This is a genomic window from Streptomyces sp. SUK 48 (assembly GCF_009650765.1).
GTDB lineage: Bacteria > Actinomycetota > Actinomycetes > Streptomycetales > Streptomycetaceae > Streptomyces.
The window spans coordinates 5535705-5552905 of record NZ_CP045740.1 but is presented as its reverse complement, the minus strand read 5'-3'; the positions used below and the strand labels follow the sequence as shown (position 1 = coordinate 5552905).

Below are 17201 nucleotides of genomic sequence, written 5' to 3'. Positions count from 1 at the left end.
GCTCGCGTTCCCCCTCGAAAGACATACGTGATTACCGCGCGAGTGTGATTCCTGTTTGCTCCCGGCGCACGCGGGCGCACTACATTCTTGGCCGTCGGACATGCCGAGCGAGGGCGGGCGGAACGTTGCAGGAACGGGCCAGGACAACCCGCAGATCACTTCTGGAAGCGGCCGCCCAGCTCTTCGCCGAACAGGGATACGCGGGCACGAGCGTCAACGACATAAGCGCGCGGTCCGGCCGGACCAGCGGCGCCGTCTACTTCCACTACGCCAGCAAGGAGGGCATCGCCCTCGCCGTCGTCCAGGACCGCTTCGCCACCTGGCCCCAGCTCACCGCGCGCTACGCGGACGCGGCCGTCCCCCCGGTCCAGCGGCTCGTGGCCCTCAGCTACGACATCGCCCGTGCCCTCGCCGAGGACCCGCTGACGCGCGCGGGCGCACGCCTGTGGGCCGAGCGCGCCACCATCGACGCCCCCCTGCCCGACCCCTTCGCGCTGTGGACCGCCGCCGCGACCCGGCTGCTCGCCGAGGCCCGCAACGCCGGTGACCTGGCGAAACACGTACGCCCCGCGCCCACCGCCCGGACCCTGGTGCGCGCCTTCTTCGGCCTGTGCTCCCTCACCGAGGCGCTGGAGGGCGCGGCCACCGTCACCGACCGGCTCACCGACTGGTGGCAGCTGACCCTGCCCTCGCTCGTGGCCGCCCCGGGGATTCACCCGCGGGACGGCGCCCCCGCGGGTGCGTGGGCGCCGATCCCGGTGAGCCGGCGGAACGACAGGCCGTCGTAGGAACCCGTCTCGTACAGCACGCCCACCGCGCCGGTGCCGAGCTGGACCAGGTCGGAGTAGGCGGCCGGGCCGTCGTCCAGGGTGGTCAGGCGGGCGAAACCGTGGCCGGCGTCGGTGCTGGACCAGACGGCCATGGTGCGGCGGGCGGTCGGCACGGAGGGCGCGGAGAAGAGCAGCGGGGCGTGAGTGCCCTGGAGCTGGAGGACGCTGCCCTGGACCACCGGGACGTCCTGGAGGGTGCCCTGGGCGGCGTAGGGGCGGTCGAGGGTGGCGCCGCCGTCGGAGGAGTAGCTGTCGACGCGGTTGCCCGGGGCGCTGCCGTACTGGTCGCGAGCGCTGAAGTAGACCCGTCCGTCGGGGAGTTGGGTGGCGCTGGTCTCGTTGACATTGACGACGCCGCTGGGCCCGGTGGCGGTGTAGCCGAGGTGCCAGGTGCGGCCGCCGTCGTCGCTGTAGAGGGCGTGGCCCGCGTAGTGGCGGGGCTCGCGGCCGGTGTCCTTCGAGCCCTTGGGCGGGGCGGTGGAATGGTTGGCGGGGACCAGGATGCGCCCGGCGTGCGGGCCCCGGGTGAGGGCGACGGCGTGGCCGGGACCGGTGGCGTACCAGCGCCAGCCGGGCCGTTTCACGGCGGCGGTGATGTCCCGGGGCGCGGTGAAGGTGCGGCCGTCGTCCGAGCTGCGCTGCACGTAGACCCGGCGACCCCGCTCGGCCGTGACCTGGCCCCGCATGATCTGGTCCTCCGTCACATCTCCCGCGTTTCCGCAGGTCACGAGGATGATGGCGCCGGTGCGCGGGTCGACGGCGGGGGCCGGGTTGCCCCGGGTGTTCCCGTCGCCCGCGGCCACCACGGCGAGCGGGCCCCAGGTGCAGCCGCCGTCGGTGGAGCGGCGCACCACCACGTCGATGTCCCCGCTGTCGCCGGAGCCGTGGCGCCGGCCCTCGGCGAAGGCGAGCACCGTGCCGCGCGGGGTGCGCACCACGGCGGGGATGCGGTAGGCGGCGTACCCGCCCTGCCCGGAGACGTACGGCCGCGAGGAGGCGCACTCCGGCGCGGAGCCGAGCGGCCCCGCGGCGGCGGGCAGCGGGGCCGTCGCGAGGGCGGCGAGGGCGGTGAGGAGGGCGAGGCCGGTGAGTACGGTGCGTCGCAGCGGGGTCACGCCGTGATGCTGCCCCCGGTACGGACCGACGCCACTACTCCGTTCGAGGTAATCAGCGGGAGCCGGTACCGCGCCCGCCGGGGATCAGGACGGGGTGCGCGCGGCCTCCAGGAGCCGGGTCACGTCCTCGGCCGGAAGCGTCAGGGCGGCGCCGACCGTGGTCAGCGCGTCGCGTTCGGCGGGCGTGTAGGGGCCGTCGGCGAGGGCGACATGGGCGCCCTGGAGGAGCAGGGCCTCGCGCCCGGCGGGGGCGAGGTGCGGGGCGAGCGGGTCCAGCGCCTCGTGCAGCTCTATCGTCAGGCCGGCCCCGCAGGGCTCGCCCAGGACCCGTCCGGTGTCGGCGGCGAGGGCGTCGACCAGGGCGGCGAGCCGCTCCTCGGTGCAGTCCTCGACGCCGCCCGCGCGGACCGCGGCGCAGGCCGTCTCCAGGGTCGCGCGGGAGCCGGTGCCGCCCGCGGCGAGGACGGCGAGGACGGCGGTGTGCACGCCGTCGCGGAGCATCGCGGAGAAGCGGCGGGTGGTGGGGTGGTCCAGGACGTCGGTGCCGTAGTGGCGGCCGCAGGCGGCGCACTCCACGACGGGTCCGGTGGTCCCGCGCGGCAGCACCGGCACCCCGAGCAGGGTGAGCCGGCGGCGCCCGGTGAGCCGCTGGTAGTTGCGGTCGCCCCCGCAGCCGGGGCAGTAGAACTCGCCGTCGCCGACGGGTGTCCACGCGGTGCGCGTGCCCAGGACGCACAGGGCCCTGGTGGCACGGTCGTCTCGTCCCCTTACCGGCAGCACGTCGCACCTCCCTAGAGCACGGCACCATCGCCGCGCTGGCGTGATGTTAGCCACATCACGGAGGCTGAGTCAGTACCCCGGACGAGACCAGTCTGTGACCTGTCCGGCCCTATGGCCGAGAAGCGACGAGGCTCCGGTCGCCGTGGGCGGCGGCCGGAGCCTCGAAACCCCCGGTGGGGGTGGGTCAGCGGGTGGCGCGGTTGACGGCGGAGACGACCGCCTTCAGGGAGGCACGCGTCGTGTTCGCGTCGATGCCGATGCCCCACAGGACCTGGCCGTCGATCGCGCACTCGATGTACGAGGCGGCCTGCGCGGAGGCGCCCTCGCTCATGGTGTGCTCCTGGTAGTCCAGCAGGCGTACATCGATGCCGACGGCCTGCAAGGCATCGAAGAAGGCCGAGATCGGACCGTTGCCGGAGCCGGTCAGCACGCGGTCCTCGCCGTCCACGGTGGCCTCGACGGTCAGCGTGTCCACCCCGTCGTTGTCCGTGGTCGACTGGCCGTTCCTGACCTGGATGCGGCCCCACGGGTTGGCGGAGTTGGGCAGGTACTCGTCCTGGAAGGCGGCCCAGATGTCCTTCGGGGTGATCTCCCCGCCCTCGGCGTCCGTCTTGGCCTGGATGATCTTCGAGAACTCGATCTGCATCCGGCGCGGCAGGTCCAGCTTGTGGTCGTTCTTCAGGACGTACGACACACCGCCCTTGCCGGACTGCGAGTTGACGCGGATGACGGCCTCGTAGGAGCGGCCGACGTCCTTGGGGTCGATGGGCAGGTACGGCACCGCCCACTCCAGGTCGTCCACCGTGACGCCCTTGGCCCGCGCGTCGGCCTCCATGGCGTCGAAGCCCTTCTTGATGGCGTCCTGGTGGGAGCCGGAGAAGGACGTGTAGACCAGGTCGCCCACGTACGGGTGGCGCGGGTGGACCTCCATCTGGTTGCAGTACTCCCACGTACGACGGATCTCGTCGATGTCGGAGAAGTCGATCTGCGGGTCGACGCCCTGGGAGAACAGGTTCATGCCCAGGGTCACCAGGTCGACGTTGCCGGTGCGCTCGCCCTGGCCGAACAGGCAGCCCTCGACGCGGTCGGCGCCGGCCATCACGGCCAGCTCGGCCGCCGCCACCGCCGTACCGCGGTCGTTGTGCGGGTGCACGGACAGGCATACGTGCTCACGGCGGGACAGGTTGCGGTGCATCCACTCGAAGCGGTCCGCGTGCGTGGAGGGGGTCGAACGCTCCACCGTGGCGGGCAAGTTGAGGATGATCTCGCGGCCCGGGCCCGGCTGGTAGACGTCCATGACCGCCTCGCAGACCTCCAGGGCGAAGTCCAGCTCGGTGTCCGTGAAGATCTCCGGCGAGTACTGGTAGCCGAACTCGGTCTCCGGGCCCAGCAGTTTCTCCGCGTACTCCATCACCAGGCGGGTGCCGTCGACGGCGATCTGCTTGATGTCGTCCCTGGAGCCGCGGAAGACGACCCGGCGGAAGACCGGGGCGGTGGCGTTGTACAGGTGGACGGTGGCGCGGCGCGCGCCCTTGAGGGACTCCACGGTCCGCTCGATCAGGTCCTCGCGGGCCTGGGTCAGGACGGAGATCGTCACGTCCTCGGGGATCGCGCCCTCTTCCTCGATGATCGAGCGCACGAAGTCGAAGTCGGTCTGGCCGGAGGCGGGGAAGCCGACCTCGATCTCCTTGTAGCCCAGCTTGACCAGCTGGTCGAACATCCGGCGCTTGCGCTCGGGCGACATCGGGTCGATCAGGGCCTGGTTGCCGTCGCGCAGGTCGGTGGAGAGCCAGCGGGGGGCCACCGTGATCCGCTCGCCGGGCCAGGTGCGGTCCGGGATGTCCACCTGGTCGTAGTGGCCGTACCTGTGGATCGGCATGGAACTGGGCTGCTGGCGGTTGGCCATGATGCGTGGCTCCTCAAGGGGGTCCGGATGTCCGACTGGACGGCCGACGACGCAACGCCAAGCTCCGCGGGGAGGGAGTCGGCCTCGACTACAGACCCTCGCCGCGGCAGCTAAGAAGAAGCAGCACGAAACGCATGATGCAGCGCAGCCTAGCCGAGCGGTTCAGGATGTGGGGACGCGGTCCAGTATGCGGGACCGGTAGGACAAACAGGGCAAAAAGTGCGACAGGCCACAGGAGTGCCGCACGGGCCACATACAGGGGGCGCGCCGCCGTACCACAGCGTCACGCTGCGTCGCGCCCCCTGTCCCGGTATTTCACCAATCATGGTTGCGAGTAGTGACTTTGACATCACTCAGTGCAATGGTCGATGGCATGACGACGAGGAACGGGGCCCTCGAGCCCGTCTTCTGCACCATCGTGCCGCCGCACGTCCTCGACCAGCTCTCCCGCGCCGAGGACCCGGATGTGTCGGCACCCGCCCGCCGCTCCCTGGAACACGACGCCTACCAGCGCACCCGGCGGCGGCTGACCACGGTGATCGGCGCGACCGCCGCGGCGCCGCCCGCGGGCGCCGCCGCCGACCAGCCGCACCGCACCATCTACGACACCCACCACTCCCAGGACCTGCCCGGCGACAAGGTCCGCGAGGAGGGCTCGGACCCCGGCTCCGACGCCTCCGTCAACCGCGCCTACGCCGGTCTCGGCGCCACCTTCGAGCTGTATCTGAAGGTCTACGGCCGCCACTCCATCGACGGCAACGGAATGCCGCTCGACGCCACCGTGCACTTCGGGGAGGGCTACGACAACGCCTTCTGGAACGGCGAGCAGATGGTGTTCGGCGACGGCGACGGCAAGGTCTTCCTCGACTTCACCATCCCGGTCGACGTCATCGGCCACGAGCTGACCCACGGCGTCACCCAGCACACCGCCAACCTGGAGTACTTCGGCCAGTCCGGCGCGCTCAACGAGTCGGTGTCCGATGTCTTCGGCTCGCTGATCAAGCAGTACACGCTGGGGCAGACCGCCACCGAGGCCGACTGGCTGATCGGCGCGGGACTCCTCGCCCCGGGCGTGCACGGCACCGCGCTGCGCTCGATGAAGGCCCCGGGCACGGCGTACGACGACCCGAACCTCGGCAAGGACCCGCAGCCCGCGACCATGGAGCACTATGTGCGCACCGGCCGCGACAACGGCGGGGTGCACATCAACTCCGGCATCCCCAACCATGCCTTCTACCTCGCCGCGACGGCCCTCGGCGGCCATGCCTGGGAGAAGGCGGGACAGGTCTGGTACGACGCGCTGACCGGCGGCGATCTCAAGTCGGACGCGCAGTTCGCCGACTTCGCCAGGCTCACCGTGAAGGCGGCGCGCCACCGGTTCGGCGCCGACGAGCTGGAGGCCGTGCGGAAGGCATGGCAACAGGTCGGGGTGCATACGCGGTAGTACGCACCCGGTAGTCCCCCCGCGGCGGCGCCCGCGCTGCGACACTGGACCCATGCGGATTCAGGTGACGCGCACAGGCGGTTTCGCGGGCATCGAGCGCCGGGCCGAGGTGGACACCTCGGACCGGCCCGACGGCGAGGAGTGGCAGGCGCTGGCCGGACGCGTCCTCGCGTCCGGCCAGGCCCTTCCGCCGGCCGGTGTGCCGGACGGGTTCAGCTACGAGATCACGGTGGACGACCGCACGGTCTACGCGGCCGACCCCCGGCTGACCGAGGACCAGCGGGAGTTGGTCTCCCGGGTGCTCAAGGAGGGCGCTTAGCTCCGGCCCTCGGCTCAGCAGTAGCCCTTCTGGAGGAAGCCGCGCTGGTTCGGGTTGCCGAGGTTCAGCGGGATGTCGACGTGGCTCGGCAGCTCCCCGAAGGACGCGTTCGGCAGGATGAACTCCCGCCCGGTGTACCGCTGTCGTACGGTCTGGGCGGCGGCGGACTTGCACACGAACGGGTTGGCGTACGTGTTGTAGCCGAGGCCCACCCCGGTGTTGAGGAACCCGGCGTCCTGGCACTGGTACAGCACCCCGCGCAGGGCGGCGGCGTCGCGCGGGCCGGTGTAGCCGGACTGGAAGTTGGCGAAGCAGGCCAGCGAGGACGCGCCGTCGTACGGGGAGGGCCCCGCGGCGGCCAGCGCGTCGAGGAAGTCGCGGCCGCACCCGATCGCCGCCGAGGGCGCGGCGCCCTGGAGGAGCTTGCCGCGCCTGCACCCGGTGACGTCCTGGAAGGCGCCGACGACGTCCTCGCCCTTGCCGAGGCGTGAGTAGGCGAGCACGAGGTCGCGCTGGGCGGCGAGCGGGTAGGCGTCCGTGTGGCCGAACTTCTCGTCCAGCAGCCGGAACCAGGTCTCGAACGCCGGGACCTGGGCGCGGGTCCCGGAGGGCAGGGTGTAGACGGCGAGGTCGGTCGGGGTGTCCCAGCTGTCGAGCCCGGGGTAGCCGACGAAGGACAGCACGCCGATGCCGGTCTTCGGGGGCTGGTCGCCGTACCGGCTGCGCAGCTGGAGGTACCGCTCCAGGTTGGTGTTCGAGCCCGCCCACGCGTACCAGAAGCCGCTCGGGTAGAGGGTGGTGTCGCCCCGGGTGTGGGTGGTGCCGAACAGGGACGGGGACACGCAGCGCACCTGGCGGGCGTTCCAGGCGGCCTTGTACTCGGCCGGGGTGGAGATGCAGGTCGCGGGGTCGCGGCGGGTGTCGGCGAGCGCGCCGGGCACGCCGCCCAGCAGGACGAACAGACACGCCGCGAGCACGGTGAGCAGCCGTGCGCGCGGCCCGGTGGTCAGCTGATGGACTGTCATACGGTTCAGTTTCGGAACCATCGGGCCCCGAATGCCAGTCGATTGGGCCATGCGGCCCACATCGGATGACCGCTGGAGCCGCTGGGTGCGCGGACGTTGACCCACACGCGGGCGTTGACCCACACGCGGACGTTGACCCACGCACGGGCGTTGACTTCGTTACCGGCGGTACGGATGATCCGGCCATGGCGACTGACGCAGGCGATCCGATCCCCCGGTTCCCGGCCGGCTTCCTGTGGGGCGTGTCGACCTCCGCCCATCAGATCGAGGGGGCGGCGGACGAGCGCGGGCCCTCGGTGTGGGATGTGTTCACGGCCGGGCCGGGCCGGGTGAAGGACGGCTCGACGGCGGCGGTGGCCTGCGACCACTACCACCGCTACCCCGAGGACGTGGCGCTGCTGGCCGGTCTCGGCGTGGACGCCTACCGCTTCTCCGTCTCCTGGCCCCGCGCCGGCTCCCCGGGCGGCCTGGACTTCTACGACCGGCTGGTGGACGAGCTGTGCGCGGCGGGCGTACGGCCGGTGCCCACCCTCTTCCACTGGGATCTGCCCGCTTCCCTGGACTGGCTGGAGCGGGACACGGCGCACCGGTTCGCCGCGTACGTGTCGACGGTCGCCGAACGCCTGAACGACCGGGTGAGCACATGGATCACCCTCAACGAGCCCGCCGAGCACACCCTGCTCGGCCACGCCCTCGGGGTGCACGCCCCCGGCCGGCGGCTGCTGTTCGACGCCCTCCCGGTCGCCCATCACCAGCTCCTCGCCCACGGTCTCGCGGTACGGGCCCTGCGCGCGGCCGGCGCGGGGGACATCGGCATCGCCAACTCCCACGGTCCGACCTGGCCGGCCTCCGCCGATCCGGCCGACGTGCAGGCGGCCGCCTTCTACGACACGCTGCTCAACCGGCTCTTCGCGGAGCCGCTGCTGCTGGGCGAATATCCGGACGGACTCGGCGAGTTGATGCCCTCGCCCGACCTCGCGGCGGACCTGAAGACGATCGCCGAGCCGCTCGACTGGTACGGCGTCAACTACTACGCGCCGACCCTGGTGGGCGCGCCGCTGGGCACGGAGACGGAGTCCGGCGGCGTCCCGATACCCGCCGAACTCCCCTTCTCGGTACGGGAGATAACGGGCCGGCCCCGGACCGACTTCGGCTGGCCGGTGGTCCCGGAGGGGCTGACCGAGCTGCTGTGCGGCTTCCGGGCGCGCTACGGAGACCGGCTCCCGCCGATCGTCATCACCGAGAACGGCTGCTCGTACGAGGGCCTCGACGACCAGGACCGCATCGCCTACCTGGACGCCCATCTGCGCGCCCTGCACGCCGCGGTGGCGGCCGGGGTGGACGTGCGCGGCTACTTCGTGTGGTCCCTCCTGGACAACTTCGAGTGGGCCGAGGGCTACGCACGGCGCTTCGGTCTGGTGCACGTGGACTACGCGACGCTGGAGCGGGTGCCGAAGGCGTCGTACCACTGGTTCCGGGATGTGCTGCGGGCCCAGAGGTGACCACCGGCCGCCCGCCGGCCGCGCTCGCCGAACCGGCCGCACCGGTGGGGCGGGGCTGGACGGCGGCCCTCTCGATGGCCAACGGGGCGATCTGGGTGGGCTGGTTCGGCCCGCTCCAGATCCTGCTGGCCGACCAGGCGAAGGACCTCGCGCCCGGCGCCGGGATGTCCAAGGAGACCCTGCTGGCCTGGGTGACCGGCACGGGCGCGGTGGTGTCCCTGCTCGCGAACCCGTTCTTCGGCGCGCTGTCCGACCGTACGACGGCTCGGGCGGGCCGCCGGGCGCCGTGGGTCGCGGCCGGGGCGGCGGGCGGGGCGCTGTCCCTGCTGCTGCTCGCGGGCGCGGGCGGCCCGTGGTCGATGGCGCTCGGCTGGTGCCTCGTCCAGTTCACCCTGAACGCGGCCTTCGCGGCGGTGACCGCGGCGGTCCCGGACCGGGTGCCGAGGCGTCAGCGGGGCGTGGTGGGCGGCTGGTTGGGCGCGGCCCAGATCCTGGGCGTGGTCGCGGGCACGGGCCTGGCGACGGCGGCGGGCGGAACCGGCGCGGGGTACGTGGCCTGCGCGGTGTGCGCGGCGGCGGGCGTCCTGCCGTACCTCGCCTTCTTCCGGGACCTCCGCCTCCCGCCCGGGGACCGGCCCCCGTGGTCCTGGCGGGATTTCCTCGCGGGCTTCTGGCTGAGCCCGCGCCGGCATCCCGACCTGGGCTGGGCCTGGCTGACCCGCTTCCTGATCAATCTCAGCAACTCGCTGGTGCTGCTGTACCTGCTCTACTACCTGCGCGACCGGGTCCACTACCCCGACCCCGGCCGGGGCGTCCTGGTCCTGACGGCGGTGAACGGCGTGACGCTGCTGGCCACGGTGGTGATCGGCGGTGTCTGGTCCGACCGCACGGGCCGCCGCAAACCGTTCGTGGTGGGGTCGGGCGTGCTGATGGCGGTGGCGACGGCGGCGCTGGCCGGCTGGGAGACCTGGCCGGGCGCGGTGACGGCGGCCGCCGTCCTGGGCGTCGGCTTCGGCGTCTTCACCTCCGTCGACTTCGCCCTGATGACCGACGTCCTCCCGCACGCCGCCGACCGCGGCAAGGACCTGGGCCTCGTCAACGTGGCCAACGCCCTCCCCCAGGCCGCGGCCCCGGCCCTGGCGGCGCCGCTGGTGACGTACCTGGGCGGCTACCGGGTGCTGTACCTGGTGTCGGCGGCGATCGGGCTGGCCGGGGCGGTGCTGGTGGGGCGGATCAGGGGGTGGACTGAAAGGTGGACCGAGGGCGAGGGTCAGAAGCCGAGCTTGCGGAGCTGCTTCGGGTCGCGCTGCCAGTCCTTGGCCACCTTGACGTGCAGGTCCAGGAAGACCGGCGTGCCCAGCAGCGCCTCGATCTGCTTGCGGGACTTGATGCCGACTTCCTTGAGGCGCTTGCCCTTGGGGCCGATGATGATCCCCTTCTGGCTGGGGCGCTCGATGTAGACGTTCGCGTGGATGTCGAGCAGCGGGCGCTCCGCCGGCCGGTCCTCGCGCGGCAGCATCTCCTCCACGACCACCGCGATGGAGTGCGGCAGCTCGTCGCGCACGCCCTCCAGCGCCGCCTCGCGGATCAGCTCGGCGACCATCACCTGCTCGGGCTCGTCCGTGAGGTCGCCCTCGGGGTAGAGCGCGGGGCCCTCGGGCAGCAGCGGCACCAGCAGGTCGGCCAGCAGCTCCACCTGCTTGTCGCCGACCGCCGAGACCGGCACGATCTCCGCCCACTCGAACCCCAGCTCCTTGCCGAGCTGGTCGATGGCGATCAGCTGCTCGGCGAGGGCCTTGGAGTCCACGAGGTCGGTCTTGGTGACGACGGCGACCTTGGGCGTCTTCTTGATCCCGGCCAGTTCCTTGGCGATGAACCGGTCGCCGGGGCCGAGCTTCTGGTCGGCCGGCAGGCAGAACCCGATCACGTCGACCTCGGCCCACGTGGTGCGCACCACGTCGTTCAGCCGCTCGCCCAGCAGCGTGCGCGGCTTGTGCAGGCCGGGGGTGTCGACCAGGATCAGCTGGGCGTCCGGCCGGTGCACGATGCCCCGCACCGTGTGCCGCGTGGTCTGCGGACGGTTCGAGGTGATCGCCACCTTCTGCCCGACCAGAGCGTTCGTGAGGGTGGACTTGCCCGCGTTGGGGCGGCCCACGAAGCAGGCGAAGCCGGCGCGGTGGACGGTTTCCGCCGGCTGCTCGGATGACTGGGTGCGAACGCTCATGCCGTTCATTGTCCCTGATCCCGGAGCCCCCGCCGCACCGCGAAGCGATGGTGACGCAGTGTGGCCCTGCCGTCACGGAAACGTGCCCCCATCCGCCACCCGGCCACCATCGCCACCACCACGAACACCAGCACCGTCAGCGGCAGCCACGGCACCGCGTAGAAGGACACTCCCGCCGAAGCCGACGCCTCCCGCGCCCGCGCGTCCACCCGGACCGCCGCCCGGTCGAGCACCGGTGTGCCGCGCCAGGTCTCGGTGAGCCGTACCGACTGACCGGGCAGCAGCTCGGCGGGGACCCGGGCCGCCCGCCGGTCCAGCAGGGTACGGCCGAACAGCCCGCGCGCCGTCAGCCGCACACTCGGCCGTAGCGTGACGTTGCCGGTGTTCCGCAGGGTGTACGACACGGTCGCCGTGCCCGTGCCGTAGAGCAGCGGCCGGTGATGGCCGACCCGCAGCCGGGACACCGCGAGCGCGGGCAGCGTCGGACCGCTCACCCGCAGATACACCCGCGCGCCGACCGCCCGCCGGATTCCCAGCGCGAGCTTCCCGCCGCCCGGCTCGACCCGCTCGTCCAGCGCGATGATCGCGCCGGGGTGGTCCCCGGGCTCCGCGCCGGCCGGTACCCGCAGCGTGAACGGCACGGTCACGGTCCGGTGCCCCGCCACCGTGATCCGGGACCTGGCGAGCCGCGCCCACGCCCCGACCCCGCGCATCGTCTCGTCGGCCGTGCGCACGGCGAAGCCGCCGTCCCGGGGGGTGTTGTAGGCGTCGGCCGCGTACAGCCGGAAGGTGAGCGGTTCGCCGGTCCGGTTCTGGACGGCGACCTTGTCGGTGAGGGTCTGGCCGGGCCCGGCGGAGAGGTAGAAGTAGGGCCGCGCCGCGGCCTGGGCGGCGACCGGGTACACGGACCAGCTGCCGTTGTCGGCGGCCCGCGCGGGCGCCACCGGCACAAGGGCCAGCATCAGGGACACCACGACGACGTACGCCCCGCGCACGGCCGCGGGCCCCCACGGCCGGGTGCGGGCCGGGGCACGGGCGGGTGCGGGCGCCCGTACCCTCATGACAGCGTCAGCGTGAGCACGCCGGAGTACCCGCCCGGGGGCGTGAACGCCGGTACGTCCAGGGAGAGTCCGGCGTCGACGGTGAACTCGCCGCCGGTCAGCGTGCCGTCCGGGGTCCCCGCGAGGGTGGCCCCCGAGGAGCCCACCGTGCCCGCCGAGCCCGCCGTACAGGTACTGGGACTGCCCGCCTTGGCCGCACACGACGGCGTCCAGCTCAGCCGGTCCGCGCCGATCGTGCCGCCGGGCCCGGTGAAGTCCGTGACCCTGCCGGTCAGCGACCAGCCCGCCGGACCGCCGCGGAAGTCCTGGACGGTCACGGTCCGCAGGGCGCCGGTCGAGGCGCCGCCCCGGCCGAAGTCGACGCCCGACAGCGCGACCGAGTCCCCGGCCTGGGTCATGGCGAGCGTGCCCGCCCTGACCGTGGTGGTGAGCTTCTGACTACCGGGCGGCACCGGCGTGTTGACGACGTAGGCCGCGGGGCCCGCGCCGGTGCCGGCGTTCCAGGAGGCACCCTCGTACGCGACGATCCCGGTGGTCGAGGTGTCGTTCACGACGAGGGAGCCTTCGAAGGAGCCCTGTCCGTCCGCGGTCGCGCTCGCGGTGTCCCCGGTCTGGGTGGTGCCGGAGCGTCCGGCGAGGGTGACGGCGGCGCCCGGGATGAAGCCCGTGCCACTCACCCGGACGCTCGCGCCCGGGTCACCGGTGGCCGAACCCAGCGTGATCGCCCGGGTGTTGGCCGGGGTCCCCGCCGTCGCCGTGATGGTCTCGGACACCGGTGCGGGCGGGTTCGTGACCGTGCAGGGGGTGTCCAGTTCCATGATGTAGCTGGTGTGGATGTTGTAGTCGCCCGGCGCGAGGGTGATCTTCCCGGGCTTGGTGACGGTGAACGTGCCGGTCATGGAGAAGGACGGGAAGGCGGCCTTCCCCGGCACCGGGGGATTCTTCTTCGGCCCGGCGACCGTGATGTCACCGCTCTGGGCGCCGCCCAGGGTGACCTTGCCGGTCGGGGTCATGATGTCGGCGGGCAGCGCCAGGTCGGTGGGGTTGCTCGCGGCGGCCCCGACCACCGTGTAGGTGACGGTGACGGTGTCACCGACCTTCGGGCTGGTGTCGTCCGCCGACACGGTGGCGGTCGTGGTGCCGTCGATCGGCGGCAGGCCCGCGATGGCGGGCGGGATGCAGTGCGTGGCGAAGTCCACGTCGGTGCCGGCGGCGCCGGCCGGGCAGGCCAGCGCGCCGCCCGCGCTGAGGGCGAGCGCGGTCGCGCCGAGCAGTGACGCCCAGCGCCACCGTCCGGATCTTCGGATGGTGAGACCCATGGGCCCCCTCCTGAGGGTGGTGGGCGCGGCCGAACGGGCGCCCCGACAGGGGGCATTGGCGGGGCGGCGGGACGAGAAGTCAAGAAGGATGCCGCAGAATCCTGACAGTTCGTCAGTTCCTGCGGCATCCGGGGGGAACCGGAACGGACCGGTCGGCCGGGGCGGGCTCAGAACACGAACGGACCCGGCGACTGCGGACCGCTCGCGGTACACGTCACGGTGACGCCGAAGATCACCATCTTCAGCGAACCGCCGTACGCGTCCAGGCTGTAGCCGGAGGCGACGGTCCCGGAGAGCGGGCCGACGCTGACCGGGTCGCCCGGGTTCATGACCGGGTTCTTCGTGCCGCTGAACACGACGCTGCCGCCGCCCGCCTTGGCCATGGTGAGCGTGGAGGTGATCGAGTTCGCGGACACCGTGACCGGGGCGGTGATCGCGGTGGAGGTGAGGCTCAGAGTGGCCGAGGTGCCGCTCTGGGTGGCGGTGAGCGTGGCCGGGCCACCGCCGAAGATGCCGCAGCTCGCGGTGATGGTCGCCGTCTGGGGAGTGACGGCGGCCGCGGAGGGTGCGAGGGCGAGACCGGTGACCGCGAGGGCCCCGGCCGCCAGGGCCGCACCTGTTGCCGTGCGCTTGGCTCTCATGGGGATCCGCTTTCCTTCCTGCTGGGCACGCCGGACGTGCCGTGTGGGGTGATCGGAAGGTGCGCCGACGAACGGCAGGCCGGTCGGGCGGGTGCGGACGCGCCGGACGGCGGTGCGGATCTGACGGGTCGTCGGGACGTACGCGTTCATTGACGCGCGCGCCCCGCGACCCAGCAAGGTTGAATTCCAGCCGACCTTGCGGCCGGTTTGCTTCGGGCGGTCAGCCCTCGGCGCGGCCCGCGGCGACGGTCGTACGGACCGTGCCGTCCACCCCCGCGAGCAGCACCGGCGTGTCCGCGCCCCCGAGGTCGGCCACCGCGGCCAGGTCCTCGGCCGGCACCGACTCCGCCTCGCCGACCACCGCCGCCGCCTCCAGCGACGCGGCCCCGGACGCCACCGCCATCGCGACGGCGGTACGCAGCGCGCTGAGCCTCAGCGAGGGCAGGTCCACCGTGCCCGCGACATAGGTGCGCCCGGTGTCGTCCCGTACGGCCGCGCCCTCGGGCACGGCGTTGCGGGCCCGCGCGGAACGGGCCAGGGTCACGATCTTGCGGTCCTCGGGGTCAAGCGCGCTGCTCTCGGTCATGCCCCGAGCATACGAAGGGGTACGGCGCTCATCCCGCCACGGGGTACATCGCGCCCCGGCGGCCCTCCGGGGAGGCCAGCCACTCCAGCTTCTCGGCGGTGTTCGCCTCGTCCAGCGGGGTGTGCAGCACGATCATCAGATCGGGGCGGGCGGGCACCTTCAGGACCGTCGACTCCACGACCAGCAGCCCGGCCAGCGGATGCGACAGCTCCTTGCGCACCTGCCCCTGGTCCTCGATGTCCCGCTCGGCCCACAGCGCCGTGAACTCCTCGCTGGCGGCGCTCACCTCGGCGAGCACCTCGCGGAAGCCCTCGTCGTCGGGGCGCGCCGCGCACGCGGCCCGGAACTGCGCCACCACCGTGCGCGCGTTGCGCTCCCAGCTGTGGCTGCGCTCGCGGTAGAGCGGGTCGGTGAAGAAGTCGATCAGGCAGTTCTGGGTGATGCCGGGGCGCATGCCGAGCACGATCGCGGCCGCGTCGTTGTACTGCACGCAGTTGTAGTAGAGGTCCATGATGTGCGCCGGATACGGCATCCAGGTGTCGATGAGCCGCCGCAGCCCGTCGCACATGTCCGTGCGGCCGGGCACCACCTCGGGCGTCGGCGGGTTCAGCCCGGCCAGCAGATACAGGTGCCGGCGCTCGGCGTCGCTCAGCCGCAGCACCCGGGCGACCGCGTCCAGCACCTGCGGGGAGACGGAGATCTCCCGCCCCTGCTCCAGCCACTGGTACCAGGAGGCGCCCACCCCGGCGAGCACGGCGACCTCCTCGCGGCGCAGTCCGGGCGTACGGCGCCTGCCGCCGCCGGCCGGCAGTCCGGCCTCCGCCGGGCTGACCCGGGCGCGCCGGCTCATCAGGAACTCCCGCAGTTCGTCACGCCGATGACTGCGCGTCGCCTCAGCAGCAGGCACGTGCCGCCCCTCCCCCGTCGGTCCGGTCCGGTGGCCCGGCTGGTGGTGCCACCACCACCATAAGTTCCGACTCCCCACCGCTATTCCGTTCGCCCGAAGCTCTTTCCATGGCGATCGACACCACCACCCAGACCTCCCCCGCAGCGGACACCGCGGCGCCCGGCATCCCCCGGTTGTCGACGCGTGACAAGCTCGTCCTGTTCGTCCTGTGCGCGGCCCAGTTCATGGTCGCGCTGGACTTCTCCGTGCTGAACGTGGCGCTGCCCGGCCTCGGCCGCGACCTCGGCATGAACACCTCCGCGCTCCAGTGGGCCGTCACCGCGTTCGCGCTGCCCTCCGGCGGCTTCCTGCTGCTGTTCGGCCGCGCCGGCGACCTCTTCGGGCGCCGCCGGCTCTTCCTGACCGGCCTCGCCCTGTTCGGCGCGGCCTCGCTGCTGTCCACCCTGGCCTGGGACCCGGCCTCGTTCCTCACCGGGCGCGCCCTCCAGGGGCTCGGCGCGGCGGCGATCGTCCCGACCGGGATGTCCCTGCTGACCACCACCTTCCCGGAGGGCCCGGCCCGCGACCGCGCCCTCGGCATCTCCGGCACCCTGCTGTCGCTGGGCTTCACCATCGGCATGGTCGCGGGCGGCACCCTCACCGACACCTTCGGCTGGCGCTCCACGATGGCCCTGCTGACCCTGTTCGCGCTGATCGTGCTCCCGCTGGCGCCCAGTCTGCTGCCGGAGTCGCGCACACCCCACTCCCCACACCTGGACGTACCCGGCGCCATCACCGTCACCGCCGGACTGCTGTCGCTGATCTACGCCCTGTCCACCGCCGCCGACCACGGCTTCGGCCGCGCCGACGTCCTCGCGGCCCTGGCCGCCGGGCTCGTGCTGCTCGCCGCGTTCGTGCTGGTGGAGTCCCGCGCGGCGGCGCCCCTGGTCTCCCTGCCGATGCTGCGCCGGCGCACGGTGGCCTGGGGCAACATCGGCGGTCTGGTCACCTTCTCGATGATGTCCACGATCGTGTTCGTGCTGACCCTGTACCTCCAGGAGATCCTGGGCCTGTCCGCCTTCGAGACCGGACTGGTCTTCGGCTTCCAGGGCCTGCTGTCCGTGGTCGCCGGCACCCTGGCCCCGAAGGTCATCGGCCGCCTCGGCGCCCGCCGCACCCTGGTCGGCTCGCTGACCGGCCAGGGCGTGCTGACCGCGTCGCTGCTCCTGCTGAACACCCACGTGTGGTCGGCGTGGCCGGCCACGGTCGCGGTGGCCCTGGCCAGCATGTGCCACCTGGGCGCGATCATCTCGTACGGCGTGACGGTCACCTCCGGTGTCCCGGACGAGGAACAGGGCCTGGCCACCGGCCTGGTGACATCCACCCAGCAGGTCGGCATCACGGTCGGCATCCCGCTGCTCGGCGTGCTGGCCACCACCTCCGGCGACCTGCTGACCGGCGTGCACACGGTGATCGCCCTGGACACGGTGATCGTGCTCGGCGCCGCGCTCCTGACCGGGCTGGGCCTGCGCCGCTCCCGGGCCTGAACCCCGGCCCGGCGTC

Annotated in this window: 15 protein-coding genes and 1 pseudogene; 6 read left to right on the top strand and 10 right to left on the bottom strand. The window is 72.7% G+C overall.

What is annotated here, in order from left to right:
- The first annotated feature begins 125 nt into the window (after positions 1–125).
- Positions 126–788, top strand: coding sequence for a ScbR family autoregulator-binding transcription factor (locus GHR20_RS24425; protein ID WP_153814377.1), 663 nt, complete (start codon positions 126–128; stop codon positions 786–788).
- On the opposite strand, the gene GHR20_RS24420 is transcribed toward GHR20_RS24425, so the two are convergent.
- The 3 genes from GHR20_RS24420 to leuA all read right to left on the bottom strand — a co-directional run bounded on the left by GHR20_RS24420 (position 713) and on the right by leuA (position 4631).
- Positions 713–1945 (bottom strand): sialidase family protein, encoded by a 1233-nt coding sequence (locus tag GHR20_RS24420; RefSeq protein WP_153814376.1) that lies wholly within the window; start codon positions 1943–1945, stop codon positions 713–715. The genes GHR20_RS24425 and GHR20_RS24420 overlap by 76 nt on opposite strands.
- An 84-nt stretch (positions 1946–2029) precedes the next feature.
- Positions 2030–2725: a TerB family tellurite resistance protein gene (locus GHR20_RS24415; protein ID WP_111582074.1), complete on the bottom strand. Its 696-nt coding sequence runs from the start codon at positions 2723–2725 to the stop codon at positions 2030–2032.
- A gap of 184 nt (positions 2726–2909) precedes the next feature.
- The gene (gene leuA / locus GHR20_RS24410) at positions 2910–4631 is read right to left on the bottom strand and encodes a 2-isopropylmalate synthase (protein ID WP_153814375.1); all 1722 of its coding nucleotides are present in this window, start codon (positions 4629–4631) and stop codon (positions 2910–2912) included.
- 373 nt (positions 4632–5004) lie between these two features.
- Between leuA and GHR20_RS24405 the strand changes: the two genes are divergently transcribed.
- Both GHR20_RS24405 and GHR20_RS24400 read left to right on the top strand, forming a co-directional pair.
- A complete protein-coding gene (locus tag GHR20_RS24405) occupies positions 5005–6075 on the top strand; it encodes a M4 family metallopeptidase (RefSeq protein ID WP_111582527.1) in 1071 nt (356 codons plus the stop codon).
- 52 nt (positions 6076–6127) lie between these two features.
- Positions 6128–6394, top strand: a complete 267-nt coding sequence (locus GHR20_RS24400) for a protealysin inhibitor emfourin (RefSeq protein ID WP_111582071.1) — start codon at positions 6128–6130, stop codon at positions 6392–6394.
- Positions 6395–6408: 14 nt separating this feature from the next.
- Here GHR20_RS24400 and GHR20_RS24395 read toward each other — a convergent pair whose 3' ends face one another.
- On the bottom strand, positions 6409–7419 hold the full coding sequence (locus tag GHR20_RS24395) for a hypothetical protein (protein ID WP_111582070.1): 1011 nt from the start codon (positions 7417–7419) through the stop codon (positions 6409–6411).
- A 185-nt stretch (positions 7420–7604) separates the two neighbouring features.
- Here GHR20_RS24395 and GHR20_RS24390 point away from each other — a divergent pair, with 185 nt between their 5' ends.
- Positions 7605–8921: a GH1 family beta-glucosidase gene (locus GHR20_RS24390; RefSeq protein WP_153814374.1), complete on the top strand. Its 1317-nt coding sequence runs from the start codon at positions 7605–7607 to the stop codon at positions 8919–8921.
- Positions 8922–8995: 74 nt separating this feature from the next.
- Positions 8996–10162: pseudogene (locus GHR20_RS24385) on the top strand (MFS transporter); the annotation flags it as partial.
- A gap of 29 nt (positions 10163–10191) precedes the next feature.
- On the opposite strand, the gene era reads toward GHR20_RS24385, so the two are convergent.
- From era to GHR20_RS24355, 6 genes are all read right to left on the bottom strand, one after another.
- Complete coding sequence (gene era, locus GHR20_RS24380; RefSeq protein ID WP_148023824.1) at positions 10192–11145, bottom strand: GTPase Era; 954 nt, start codon at positions 11143–11145, stop codon at positions 10192–10194.
- 5 nt (positions 11146–11150) lie between these two features.
- The gene (locus GHR20_RS24375) at positions 11151–12140 is read right to left on the bottom strand and encodes a DUF916 domain-containing protein (protein ID WP_243878401.1); all 990 of its coding nucleotides are present in this window, start codon (positions 12138–12140) and stop codon (positions 11151–11153) included.
- A 62-nt stretch (positions 12141–12202) separates the two neighbouring features.
- Positions 12203–13525: a beta-xylosidase gene (locus GHR20_RS24370; RefSeq protein ID WP_153814372.1), complete on the bottom strand. Its 1323-nt coding sequence runs from the start codon at positions 13523–13525 to the stop codon at positions 12203–12205.
- A gap of 167 nt (positions 13526–13692) precedes the next feature.
- The gene (locus GHR20_RS24365) at positions 13693–14166 is read right to left on the bottom strand and encodes a hypothetical protein (protein WP_153814371.1); all 474 of its coding nucleotides are present in this window, start codon (positions 14164–14166) and stop codon (positions 13693–13695) included.
- Between the two features lie 220 nt (positions 14167–14386).
- Positions 14387–14752, bottom strand: a complete 366-nt coding sequence (locus GHR20_RS24360) for a cytidine deaminase (RefSeq protein WP_111582064.1) — start codon at positions 14750–14752, stop codon at positions 14387–14389.
- A 28-nt stretch (positions 14753–14780) separates the two neighbouring features.
- Positions 14781–15602 carry a helix-turn-helix transcriptional regulator gene (locus GHR20_RS24355; RefSeq protein WP_111582063.1) on the bottom strand — a complete coding sequence of 274 codons (822 nt, stop codon included), beginning with the start codon at positions 15600–15602 and terminating at the stop codon, positions 14781–14783.
- A 164-nt stretch (positions 15603–15766) separates the two neighbouring features.
- Here GHR20_RS24355 and GHR20_RS24350 point away from each other — a divergent pair, with 164 nt between their 5' ends.
- On the top strand, positions 15767–17185 hold the full coding sequence (locus GHR20_RS24350; RefSeq protein ID WP_153814370.1) for an MFS transporter: 1419 nt from the start codon (positions 15767–15769) through the stop codon (positions 17183–17185).
- Positions 17186–17201 lie beyond the last annotated feature (16 nt).

Bases quoted from the DNA above. Each gene is read 5' to 3' on its own strand.
- GHR20_RS24350 (WP_153814370.1), top strand. From the start codon at position 15,767: ATGGCGATCGACACCACCACCCAGACCTCCCCCGCAGCGGACACCGCG.
- GHR20_RS24365 (WP_153814371.1), bottom strand. From the start codon at position 14,166: ATGAGAGCCAAGCGCACGGCAACAGGTGCGGCCCTGGCGGCCGGGGCC.
- GHR20_RS24395 (WP_111582070.1), bottom strand. From the start codon at position 7,419: ATGACAGTCCATCAGCTGACCACCGGGCCGCGCGCACGGCTGCTCACC.
- leuA (WP_153814375.1), bottom strand. From the start codon at position 4,631: ATGGCCAACCGCCAGCAGCCCAGTTCCATGCCGATCCACAGGTACGGC.
- GHR20_RS24355 (WP_111582063.1), bottom strand. From the start codon at position 15,602: ATGAGCCGGCGCGCCCGGGTCAGCCCGGCGGAGGCCGGACTGCCGGCC.
- GHR20_RS24405 (WP_111582527.1), top strand. From the start codon at position 5,005: ATGACGACGAGGAACGGGGCCCTCGAGCCCGTCTTCTGCACCATCGTG.
- GHR20_RS24390 (WP_153814374.1), top strand. From the start codon at position 7,605: ATGGCGACTGACGCAGGCGATCCGATCCCCCGGTTCCCGGCCGGCTTC.
- GHR20_RS24370 (WP_153814372.1), bottom strand. From the start codon at position 13,525: ATGGGTCTCACCATCCGAAGATCCGGACGGTGGCGCTGGGCGTCACTG.
- era (WP_148023824.1), bottom strand. From the start codon at position 11,145: ATGAGCGTTCGCACCCAGTCATCCGAGCAGCCGGCGGAAACCGTCCAC.
- GHR20_RS24400 (WP_111582071.1), top strand. From the start codon at position 6,128: ATGCGGATTCAGGTGACGCGCACAGGCGGTTTCGCGGGCATCGAGCGC.
- GHR20_RS24360 (WP_111582064.1), bottom strand. From the start codon at position 14,752: ATGACCGAGAGCAGCGCGCTTGACCCCGAGGACCGCAAGATCGTGACC.